Origin of the sequence: Sphingobacterium sp. UBA5996, assembly GCF_002429765.1 — a bacterium.
Classification (GTDB): Bacteria; Bacteroidota; Bacteroidia; order Sphingobacteriales; family Sphingobacteriaceae; genus Sphingobacterium.
Window position 1 is genome coordinate 180,419 of sequence record NZ_DJAS01000003.1, and the last position, 11,402, is coordinate 191,820.

At 44.3% G+C, this 11,402-nt stretch carries 10 protein-coding genes; 9 read left to right on the plus strand and 1 reads right to left on the minus strand.

Going from position 1 to position 11,402, the window contains the following annotated elements; all coding sequences use genetic code 11:
- Position 1 precedes the first annotated feature (1 nt).
- Positions 2 to 1,096 carry a Gfo/Idh/MocA family protein gene (locus tag B3E00_RS01985; protein WP_293889410.1) on the plus strand — a complete coding sequence of 365 codons (1,095 nt, stop codon included), beginning with the start codon at positions 2 to 4 and terminating at the stop codon, positions 1,094 to 1,096.
- Positions 1,093 to 2,673 carry a sodium:solute symporter family transporter gene (locus B3E00_RS01990; protein WP_293936546.1) on the plus strand — a complete coding sequence of 527 codons (1,581 nt, stop codon included), beginning with the start codon at positions 1,093 to 1,095 and terminating at the stop codon, positions 2,671 to 2,673. Before B3E00_RS01985 ends, B3E00_RS01990 begins: the two co-directional genes overlap by 4 nt.
- A gap of 5 nt (positions 2,674 to 2,678) precedes the next feature.
- Here the strand turns inward: B3E00_RS01990 and B3E00_RS01995 are convergent, their stop codons facing one another.
- Complete coding sequence (locus B3E00_RS01995; protein WP_209578213.1) at positions 2,679 to 3,455, minus strand: IclR family transcriptional regulator; 777 nt, start codon at positions 3,453 to 3,455, stop codon at positions 2,679 to 2,681.
- A gap of 382 nt (positions 3,456 to 3,837) precedes the next feature.
- Here B3E00_RS01995 and B3E00_RS02000 point away from each other — a divergent pair, with 382 nt between their 5' ends.
- The 7 genes from B3E00_RS02000 to fucP are packed head-to-tail and all read left to right on the plus strand — an operon-like array spanning position 3,838 to position 11,394.
- Positions 3,838 to 5,001, plus strand: a complete 1,164-nt coding sequence (locus B3E00_RS02000; protein ID WP_293936548.1) for an ABC transporter substrate-binding protein — start codon at positions 3,838 to 3,840, stop codon at positions 4,999 to 5,001.
- Complete coding sequence (locus B3E00_RS02005; protein WP_293889413.1) at positions 4,994 to 6,145, plus strand: CaiB/BaiF CoA transferase family protein; 1,152 nt, start codon at positions 4,994 to 4,996, stop codon at positions 6,143 to 6,145. The genes B3E00_RS02000 and B3E00_RS02005 overlap by 8 nt, the downstream gene beginning before the upstream one ends.
- A gap of 1 nt (position 6,146) precedes the next feature.
- Positions 6,147 to 7,289, plus strand: coding sequence for a CaiB/BaiF CoA transferase family protein (locus tag B3E00_RS02010; RefSeq protein WP_293936550.1), 1,143 nt, complete (start codon positions 6,147 to 6,149; stop codon positions 7,287 to 7,289).
- On the plus strand, positions 7,282 to 8,508 hold the full coding sequence (locus B3E00_RS02015) for an extracellular solute-binding protein (RefSeq protein WP_293936553.1): 1,227 nt from the start codon (positions 7,282 to 7,284) through the stop codon (positions 8,506 to 8,508). Before B3E00_RS02010 ends, B3E00_RS02015 begins: the two co-directional genes overlap by 8 nt.
- Positions 8,496 to 9,581 carry a Gfo/Idh/MocA family protein gene (locus tag B3E00_RS02020; protein ID WP_293936556.1) on the plus strand — a complete coding sequence of 362 codons (1,086 nt, stop codon included), beginning with the start codon at positions 8,496 to 8,498 and terminating at the stop codon, positions 9,579 to 9,581. Before B3E00_RS02015 ends, B3E00_RS02020 begins: the two co-directional genes overlap by 13 nt.
- Before the next feature lie 53 nt (positions 9,582 to 9,634).
- Positions 9,635 to 10,087, plus strand: coding sequence for a MaoC/PaaZ C-terminal domain-containing protein (locus B3E00_RS02025; protein WP_288809038.1), 453 nt, complete (start codon positions 9,635 to 9,637; stop codon positions 10,085 to 10,087).
- A gap of 11 nt (positions 10,088 to 10,098) precedes the next feature.
- Positions 10,099 to 11,394, plus strand: coding sequence for an L-fucose:H+ symporter permease (fucP, locus tag B3E00_RS02030; protein WP_293936560.1), 1,296 nt, complete (start codon positions 10,099 to 10,101; stop codon positions 11,392 to 11,394).
- Positions 11,395 to 11,402 lie beyond the last annotated feature (8 nt).

Sequence of the window (11,402 nt, forward strand, 5' to 3'; positions counted from 1 at the left end):
AATGGAAAATATACAGCAGTTAAAATTAGGGATTTTAGGATTAGGTGAGGGGCGCAGTACGATGTCAGCCGCATTGCAAAGCCCTCACATCGAATTGGTCAAGATTTGCGATCTGAATGAAGAGCTTGGGCGCAAGCGGATGAAAGAGTTTGACTTTCATGCTTATACCAATGACTATCAGGCCATGCTGGATGACGAGAATATTGAAGCCATTGCGATATATACTCCGGATCATCTACATGCGAAGCACATCGAGCTAGCATTGGCACATGACAAACACGTCATCTGTACCAAACCTTTTATCGATAATCTTGCTGATGCCAACGCTTTATTGGAACGCGCAACTCAGAAAAATAAACGTGTTTTTGTCGGACAGAGTTCCCGTTTTTTTGAACCGGTAAAAAAGCAAAGAGAAGATTTTGACGCTGGACTTATTGGTGACTTAATTACGATCGAAGGTTATTATCACGCTGATCACCGCTGGTTTTTGGACAAACCTTGGTCTTTGCAGTCTTCTTTCAAATGGCTTTATGGAGGATTGAGCCATCCAGTTGATTTCATCCGCTGGTACCTCCCCAATATTGAAGAGGTGATGGGCTATGGCATGTTGAGTGCTAATGGGAAAAAAGGTGGGCTTCAAAATGTTGATACGATGCATTTTATTTTTAAAGCCGAAGATGGCCGGGTCGCCCGTGTGAGCGGGGCGTATACGGGGCCGGTGCAGCCTGTCACACGCGATAGCGAAATGAGCTGTATTCTAAGAGGGACAGAAGGGGCGAGCCAGGCTGACTATATGGACCTTCGTTATGCGATTACCGATAAAACCGGTGAAGAGCGCATGTTGACTTGGGAGCATAAACTAAAACACTATTTCCGTTTTGAAGGAAAAAGCCATCACGCTGGTGAGTATCAAAATTACCTAGAGCATTTTGCAAAAGCCATACGTACTGGAGAGGAAGCCTATCCAGATATGAAAGAAGGTATTGGGACAATAGCTTTATTGCAAGCTATGGATGAATCATTGACAACAGGAAAGCCTGTCCGTCCAAAGGAACTGCTGGAAAGATATGGTGTCGACTTGAGCTTAGGAAGATGAACAGTATCTTAGACAAGTTAACCATTTACGACTATTGCATCGTCGTAGCCTATTTGTTAGTATTACTGACAATCGGCCTCTTGTCATCTCGTAAAAAGGTAGAAGGGGCAGAACACTTCCTAGCCAGCAAATCCTTAAGCTGGTACAGTATTGGCTTCAATATGTGGGCGACCAATGTTGGGCCATCTATGCTGCTCGCATTCGCTACAGTAGGTTATACAACAGGTATCGTTGCAGTCAATTTTGATTGGTATGCTTTTATCTATTTATTTTTGTTAGCGGTGGTGTTCGCACCCCGCTATATTGCTACTGGAGTACGTACCTTACCCGAGTTTATGGGCAAGCGGTTCGGTCCAAATACGCAGACTATTCTGGCTTGGTATTCATTGGTAAAAATGCTTATTTCATGGTTGTCGTTGGGACTATTTGCTGGCGGATTTTTAGTGCGGCAGATTTTAGGTATTCCAATGTGGCAATCGGTTACTGTTTTAGTCTCCCTAGCCGGTCTGTTTGCGTATACGGGTGGATTAAAGACAGTTGCTAAAATCAATATCTTTCAGATGATCTTGCTGATCGCCGTGTCGGCCTTTTTAACTTTTCTGGGATTGTCCAAAATCGGAGGGTTAAGTGCTTTGGCACAGCAGACTCCGACTAGCTATTGGTCATTGATCAGACCTGCGAGTGATCCAGATTACCCCTGGTACGCCATCGCCTTAGGATATCCAGTGGCAGCGATCGCTTTTTTCTGTACGGATCAAGCCATGGTACAATCAGTTTTGGGAGCCAAGAATCTCGAACAGGGGCAACTAGGAATTAACTTTATCGCTTGGCTCAAGATACTTTCCTTGCCGTTGTTTATCCTCACCGGTATCATCTGTTCGGTTTTATTTCCGGGACTTAAAGACCCATCACTTGCTTATATGACGATGGTGACTAACCTGTTTCCTACAGGCCTGAATGGATTGGTAATCGTGGTGTTAATTGCTGTATTGGTGGGCACCATTGGTTCGTCGCTTAATTCCTTGAGTACGGTGTTCACCATGGACATTTACCTCAAGCATATTCGACCAAAAGCAAACAATCAGCAGATTACGCAGATAGGCCGATATACGGTGATTGTGGGCTGTTTAACTTCGGTTTTCGTCGCACTGGCGATCGATCAAATTAAAGGACTTAATCTTTTTGATGTGTTCCAATCTATCCTTGGATTTATCGCGCCCCCTTTAGCGGTCGCTTTCCTGATGGCTGTGTTATGGAAACGGACTAATCGAGCAGCTATTAATACCATTTTAACCTTAGGAGCGCTACTAAGTTTGGGCACAGGAATATGTTATCTTTGGATATTTCCTAAAGATGTCTATACTTTTTGGCCGCATTACTTGATGCTTTCATTCAGTTTGTTTGTTCTATTGCTGCTTATTGGAATTGGTGTGTCGTTGCTCCTTCCAAAATCAGCTTACGAATTAGCACATCAGCATATGGTCGAGATTAAGATGGGCAAGCCAAGTAACCGGGTTAAGATCGCTTGGACAATTTTATTTGTCGTAATGCTATTGTTGTACACGGTGTTGAAATGACTTTTTCACCTTAATCCGAGATTGGATTCAATTTGTGATCGGCATTTTTCTAGGCTTGTTACAATGTCCTCCGTGGATACAGTATGCTCAGTTTGACGTCGGATGAGTTTTGAAACAGTGAGGCAGGCGATTATACCTGTTTCGTTGGTTCCTATAGGGACGGAAATATCGATAATGCCCTCTGCGTAAGCACTGGGCATCTCATAAAATCCTTTCATTCTAATATCTTCCAAATCGCTGTCAAACTGTTGACGCTCTGTCTTCTTTAAGCTTTTGTAATAGGGATCAGCTCCTAAAATAGATTTTCTTTTTTCAGCATCTGAAAAACTTAAAAGAAGCTTGCCAGAAGCCGTTTGTGAAGTATTGTACAGCTTTCCTTCTTCAACTACGATGCTGATGGGGGATGATCCTTTGGCGTAGGAAATTACCATGACTTGGTTATCGTAGATCACACAGAGATGACATGGATCCTTAATTTCATTGGAGCTCTCTTGCATTGGCAATAATGAGGTGGCCCGTAATTTCTCTACAAAAGAGTGGCGATGCGATAGATAGTATAACTTCAGGGAAAGCGAATATTTGGATGAAATCTGATCACGATGAATATAGCCATTTGACTCCAGCGATGCAAGCATCCGATAGATCTCATTGGGACTTCGATTTAAGCCAAGGGCGATCTCGGATTGTGATTGCGCCGTTGGTTGCAAGGCCAGAAATTCCAGGATCTGCAATCCCTTTTCGAGTGCTGGCGCTTTATATTTATCGGAGCTATTTAATGTCATAAAATATTTTGCTAACAAATGATTGGGATAAAGATAAAAAAAGTATTTGAAGAGGCGTTTTTAGCGATCCAAAAAAAACAGGTTAAATTTTTATATTCAAATATTGTATTTATATTTGAATATTATAAACCGCTTTTTTCATTGCGAAAAAGCATTAGAAGGGAAAAAGATTATAAACATATTTAATACCAACATTAGATTACAGTATTGCGCTGCTTATGCTATATTATCTTGCCTGGATAATCAAGAAGAACAGGATAAAAATAGCTACAACTACAATGTTATGTTTTACTGTTTTTGGAGATTAGAATAACTTGATGTTTGGTAATCAAATGGTTGATAAGGATCTCAACAAGACTACATAAAATAATACACAAATACAATGACAGAGAAAATCCGGTTAAAGGGGATTACCTGGGGGCATTCGCGAGGTTTTGTGCCAATGGTTGCAACGGCACAACGTTATGAAGAATTACATCCGGAAGTAGAGATTGTTTGGACAAAACGTTCTTTGCAGGAATTCGCTGATAAGTCGGTAACGGATTTAGCCAAGGAATATGACCTGTTGGTGATCGATCATCCGTGGACTGGACATGCCGCTGCTAAGGGGATGCTGGCTTCATTTGATGATTATCTGTCCACGGAGTTTTTGGCCGGTCAACAGGCGAATAGTGTTGGGAAGTCTTATGAAAGCTACAACTTTCTAGGCAAGCAATGGGCCTTGGCTACAGATGCGGCGACACCAGTGGCTGCAAGTCGCCCAGATATTTTACGTTCGCTAGGTGTGCCGCTCCCGCGTACCTTTGAAGAAGTCTTGGCCTTAGCTAAAGCAGGACGGGTTGGATTTTCACTGTTGCCGATTGATTCTTTGATGCACTTTTATGGTCTTTGTTGTTCTTTGGGTGAAGAACCCTGCCAAAACGACGAAAAAGTAATCAGCGAAGCCGTCGGAGTACAGGTCTTAAAATTATTCAAATCACTTGCGGATGAATTGGATGCTGGATTTTATGAGAAAAATCCGTTCAAAGTGTTCGAAGAAATGACGCAGCGGGATGAAATTGCCTATTGTCCATTTGCGTATGGTTATTCCAATTATGCGCGAACTGGGTATGCCCGTAAAGTATTGCATTTTCATGATTTAGTGTCGTTAAACGGTACGCCAATGATTAGCACACTGGGTGGTGCGGGATTAGCAGTATCCTCTCAGAGCAAACATATTGCTGTGGGTATGGATTACGCCCAATTTGTTGCGTCACCAGAAATTCAGTCAACATTATATGTCGAAAATGGTGGTCAGCCGGGACATTTAGGTGCTTGGGAAGATGAGCAAGTCAACGCCTATACGGCCGAATATTTTAAAAATACCCTGCCTACATTGGAGCGTGCCTATCTGCGCCCGCGGTATGATGGTCATCTGTATTTTCAGGATCACGCCGGTGATATTGTAGTTGACTATCTCAGACAGGGCGGGGATGAAGTTGCCGTATTAGAAAAGATGAACAAGATGTATCGGGAATCATTAGTGGACAAAGAAGACAATGGATAATAAACCACTGGAAGGACTTTTAGTTCTCGAGTTTTCACAATTTATGGCCGGGCCAACCGCTGGCCTGCGGTTGGCTGATCTCGGTGCCCGAGTTGTCAAAATCGAGCGTCCTGGCGCCGGAGAAGGCGGACGACAGATTGCGATTAAAAATATTTTTGTAGATGAGAGCAGCCTGGTGTTTCATACCATTAATAGAAATAAAGAATCGTATGCGGCCAATTTGAAAGACGAAAATGATCTGGAAAATATTAAGAAATTAATCCGTCAGGCGGATGTAATGACACATAACTTCCGTCCGGGGGTGATGGAAAAGATCGGTTTGGATTATGAGAGCGTACGGAAAATCAATCCAAAGATGATCTATGCCACAGTAACGGGCTACGGTAATGAAGGGCCATGGTCCAAAAAACCGGGTCAGGATTTGCTGGTGCAGTCGCTGTCGGGACTTTCTTGGCTATCGGGCTGTGCGCAGGATGGACCAGTACCTTTTGGATTGGCTGTGGTCGATATGTATTGCGCGACACATCTGACACAAGGTATATTGGCGGCATTGTTGAAACATGCCCGTACCCAACAGGGCGCTCTTGTTGAAGTCAGTTTGCTTGAATCTGTGTTGGATATGCAGTTTGAAATGCTGACCACACATGTCAATGATGGACGTAAGTTGCCACAGCGCTCGGCTGTTCGAGGCGCAGGCCATGCTTATTTAAGTGCACCCTATGGACTTTATAAGACACTAGATAGTTATCTAGCTTTGGCTATGGGCAATGTGGGACATATTGCAGAAACAATAGGTCTGTCTAGTGAGCCTTATCAAGATGCTTCAACCTGGTTTTCGCGACGTGATGAAATATTGGAGGCCTTTGCTACGGTATTGTGCCAGAAGACCACTAGCGAATGGGTATCCCGTTTGGAATCGGAAGGGATCTGGTGTGGTGCAGTCAACGATTACCATCGTTTTTTTGAGGAGCAAGGTTTTAAGGAGACAGGGATGTTGCAGGAAGTCAGTTTACAAGACGGTACCGCGCTAACCACCACCCGTAGTGTTTACCAGATTGATGGAAAGCGTTTATATGCGGACAAACCTGCACCAAAAGTGGGCCAGCATACCGCATCAATTGTTCACGATTATTTAGAAAATTAATATGTTACCATTAGCAGGCTATACCGTAGTCGACTTTAGTCAATTTTTATCCGGCCCATTAGCAAGTTTACGGCTAGCCGACTTAGGTGCGCGGGTGATAAAAATAGAAAAACCAGAGACGGGTGATATTTGCAGGCAATTATATACCTCGGATACCATACTCAATGGTACTTCAACGGTGTTTCATGCCATTAATCGGAATAAAGAAAGTCTGGTGTTGGACTTAAAAAGTGAATCCCACAAACAGATCATACGTGATTTAATCGCGCGGGCAGATGTGGTGCTGCACAATTTTCGTCCAGGTGTCATGGAACGTTTGGGCTTTGACTATGCAAGTGTCCGAGAGATCAATCCGACGGTGATCTATGGAGAAATTTCAGGGTATGGAAAAGAAGGACCTTGGGTGAAACGACCTGGACAAGATTTATTATTGCAATCACTTACCGGGATGACCTGGTTGAGTGGCGACGCAAATAATGGTCCAGTGGCCATGGGACTTTCCATTGTGGACATGTTTGCCGGCTCGAATCTATGTAGTGCCCTCTTGGCTTGCCTGTATCGTCGTGCGATACACCAAATCGGGGCACACGTGCATGTTAGTATGTTGGATTCTGCTGTAGATATACAATTTGAGGCTGTCACAACCTATTTTCGTGATGGTAAATTGTTACCCCAACGTAGCGAGGTGAGCAATGCACATGCATATTTGGCTGCGCCATATGGCGTTTATCGTACCCAAGATGGTTTTCTGGCACTTGCTATGGGCTCTATTCCTTTTCTTACCAAATTATTAGATTGCACAGCGCTGGAAGGCTTCGCGGACGGTGAACAGGCTTTCCGCGAAAGAGATACCATTAAAGCGATATTAACGGAACACTTGGCAACAGCATCTACGGCGCATTGGTTAGCAATACTGGAAGCAGCAGACATCTGGTGTGCCGATGTATTGGATTGGCGCCGTTTGACCGAGCACGATGCTTTTAAAGTGCTAGAAATGCTACAAGAAGTAACGATGGGCGACGGCTTCCATTATGAGACCACCCGTTGTCCGATTCGTATCGATGGCGAGCGTTTGACTGCGACAAAAGGTTCGCCCAAATTAGGTGAGCACACCGCTAAAATACTGGAGGAACTGTATGGATAAGTTACGTTTTGCTGTCCGGAAATTCGACCCCTTTGAGCGTGCCATGGAGAAATGTTGGGCGGCTTATCAGGAGCTATATCCATCGGATATGGAGATAGAGTTTGTTCCATTAGATTTAGAGGAATTGACAGCAGCCTTCTTTGAGAACCAAGGCCTTTATAATGGTGACTGGGATATTGTCCATATCAATACCGATTGGATCGCACGTGCTTACGATACGAAAGGTTTAGCTAATCTCGATCTTATGCTTGATCAATATCCACCCGAAGAAGTGGAGTGTGCATGGCCCGAAAGTTTACAGGCTTTACAACGTTTTGATGGACAGGTGTTTGGTTTGCCTTTTCATGATGGTCCTGAATGCCTGGTCTTCCGGAAAGATCTGTTCGATGACCCACAGGAGCAGAGCCGTTTTCACGCGCTTTACGGAAAGCCTTTGGCTGTTCCAACAACCTGGACTGATTTTTTAACCGTTGCCACATTTTTTACCCGTCCGGAAGATAACCTGTACGGAACCGTGTTTGCCGGTTATCCGGATGGACACAATGCAGTATTCGATTTCTGTATTCAACTTTGGTCCCGTGGAGGCGATTTGCAGCAAGAAGAGATACCTGTTAAGCTGGATCAGCCATTGGCTGTAGAAGCATTGGATTTTTATAGAGGGTTATTTAAAGAGAGTAGGGGATTGCACCCCGAATCGGCCAATTATGAATCCGTGCAGGCCGGTGCCGCCTTTGCGCGGGGAGAAGTAGCCATGATGGTCAATTGGTTTGGATTTGCATCCTGGGCACAAATTGATGCGGCGTCGGCAGTGCAAGGTAAGGTAGATGTAGCAGCCATTCCTTCAGCAGAAGGGGGAATGTCTCCTTCATTAAATGTGTATTGGTTGTATGCAATCCCAGAAGGTAGCCGTCATAAGCAGTTGGCTTATGACTTTATACGTTTTGCAGTCGGACGCCAACAAGATAAGCTGCTTACTGTCGAAGGAGGAGTAGGCTGTCGTTACTCCACCTGGTATGATTCCGAAATCAATCAGATGATACCCTTTTATAATAAATTGGCTGAATTGCATGATACTGCACGTACATTACCGTGCTTGGCCAACTGGCCGCAGATTGCACATATCATTGATGAGACCGTCATAGCAGCGATTAATTCCGAGGAGAGTAGTCTTTCATTATTGACTAAAGCACAGAAAAAACTAAATACATGGATAGGATAGACATTCAATATAAAACCCTATTACCCCAAACGTCTTTGCCCATTATTATAATAGGCGCAGGCGGTATAGTAAAAGATGCACATCTCCCTGCTTATCGTAAGGCCGGCTTTCATGTGCATGGTATTGTCAATCGTACAAGGGCGAAAGCAGAAGCATTGGCACAGGATTTCGGTATTCCGAATGTGTACGATACGGTGGCGGATGCCGTCGCGCAAGCACCCGAAAATGCGGTGTACGATATGACGACTATGCCGGATATCTATATCGAAACCTTGGAGACTTTGCCCGATGGAGCAGCGGTATTGATCCAAAAGCCGATGGGCGATTACTATGCCGATAGCCAGGCAATCCTGGAGGTCTGCCAGCGCAAGGGTTTGGTGGCTGCGATCAACTGTCAGTTGCGTCAGGCGCCTTTTGTCAATGCGGCTCGTTGGCTGATCGATCAGGGCTACATCGGCGAACTCTACGATATGGAGGTGCGCGTAGCCGTGCATACCCCTTGGCAGCTTTTTCCACACGTGATGGTGCATCCGCGTTTGGAAATACTGTACCATAGCGTGCATTATATAGACCTGATCCGTTCCTTTTTGGGTACACCGGCATCGGTTTATGCCAAGACCTTGAAGCATCCAGCCAAAGAGCTATCTTCGAGCCGGACAACCTTGTTATTTGATTATGGGGATACTATGCACGCGGTGGTTAATACCAATCACGACCATGAATTTGGACCGCACAACGAAGAAAGTTACATCAAATGGGAAGGGAATAAAGGAGCGATCAAAGCTACGATGGGCTTATTGATGGATTATCCGCACGGCGTGCCCGATGTATTTGAATATTGCATCAAACCGACAGACGGTAGTAAGCCGCAGTGGGTACAATTCCCGATCGAAGGGACTTGGTTCCCCGATGCCTTTATCGGTAGCATGGGTAGCTTGATACGCTTTAAACTGGGCGAAATTGCTGTGTTACCGGCGGCGGTGGAGGATGTTATCGAGACCATGGCCGTCGTGGAGGCTGCTTATAAAAGCAGTGCTCAGGGCGGTGTACCTATCGTAGAGACTAGAAAATAAAGATTGGAGATCAGCGAGCAGGAACTAGAGGTTATAAACATAAATTAAACAATATGCATTTTGAATCGATTTTTTTTGAAGACTATATATTAAACGACAAACGGACGACATTGGGCCGTACGATTACCGAAACAGATTTTGTTGTTCATGCTGGACATACAGGCGACTTTTTTCCACATCATCTCGATGCGGAATGGTGCAAGACCCAACCTTTTGGACAGCGCATCGCGCACGGAACAATGATCTTTGCGATTGGTATCGGACTGACGGCCTCAGTTATTAATCCGGAAGCATTTTCCAAAGGCTACGATCGCCTTCGTTTTGTCAAGCCCGTGTTTATTGGCGATACCATCCACGCTGAGGTGACTATTTCTGAAAAATCCGATGCAAAAAAGCCTGAATTCGGTACCGTAGTTGAGCATGTTGAAATTATCAATCAACATGGTGAAGTGGTGTTGGTCGCAGACCATATCCTGCTAGCAAAACGTAAGGAAGTTTCAATTTAACCTATCATCACATGGAAATTGGTACAAAATCATCAATCAAGCTAACAGAGGCATCGTCTAATAAGGGCTATCTCCTTCCGTTTATTCTGATTGTCAGCCTGTTTTTCTTATGGGGTATGGCCCATAATTTAAATGGTGTGCTGATCCCGCATTTGAAAAAAGCCTGTCAGTTGAATAACAGCCAATCGGCACTGGTTGATACATCCGTATTCTTTGCTTACTTCATTATGGCACTACCCGCAGGTTATATATTACGCAAGTGGGGATATAAGTTGTCTATTATTCTCGGGCTGCTTACTTTTTCCGTCGGCGCATTTTTATTTATCCCTGCGGCAGATCACCGGATGTATGAGCTCTTTTTACTGGCTTTATTTATTATTGGTTGTGGACTAGCTTTATTAGAAACAGCGGCTAATCCTTATGCTGCAGTTTTGGGTAAGCCCGAAGCAGCAACACACCGCCTTAATTTGGCGGCCTCCTTTAATGGATTGGCGGCAATGGTCGCTCCAGTGGTAGGTACGACCTTTATTTTGTCGGGTACGAGCTATTCAGAAACGGAATTGTCGGCTATGACAGAAAGCAATCGCCTGGCATATCTGCTCCATGAAGCGTCTTCCGTAAAAATGCCTTATTTGATATTAGGTTTAATCCTGTTAGTTGTAGCATTTGTCTTTTTGTTTATAAAACTTCCTGAAATTCAAAGTGAAAAGGCAGAAAGAGAGACGAGTGAAAAGTCGGGATTATTTGCTGTACTTCGACACAAGCATTTGAGTTTTTCTGTGATCGCGCAGTTTTTCTATGTTGGAGCACAGGTTTGTGTAACCAGTTTTTTTATTCGTATGGCACAGCAGGGAGCAGGTGTCGATGAGAAGACTGCGGGGTATTTTCTAGGTGTATATGGTTTGCTCTTTATGGGCGGACGTTTCGTCGGTACCCTATTGCTGCGTTATACGACAGCCCAGCGTTTATTAGCTATTTATGCTGTTTGTTGCGCTATATTGGCAACTGTAGCCATTTCGGGTACAGGTATGGTCATCTTGTATGCGCTAGGTGGACTTGGTTTCTTTATGTCAATTATGTTTCCTACGATTTTTTCTTTGGGTATTGCTGGACTTGGAGACGAGACGAAACAAGCCTCTTCCTGGTTGATTATGTCAATTGTCGGCGGAGCCGTATTTCCCTTTGTGACCGGAAATATTATTGATGCGCTGGATGATAATACGCAGATTGGTTATAGTGTACCTTTGGTCTGTTATCTTGTTATTTTATGGTTTGCACTGAAAGGATATAAACCGGCAAAAGCCTAAGTTGTGTC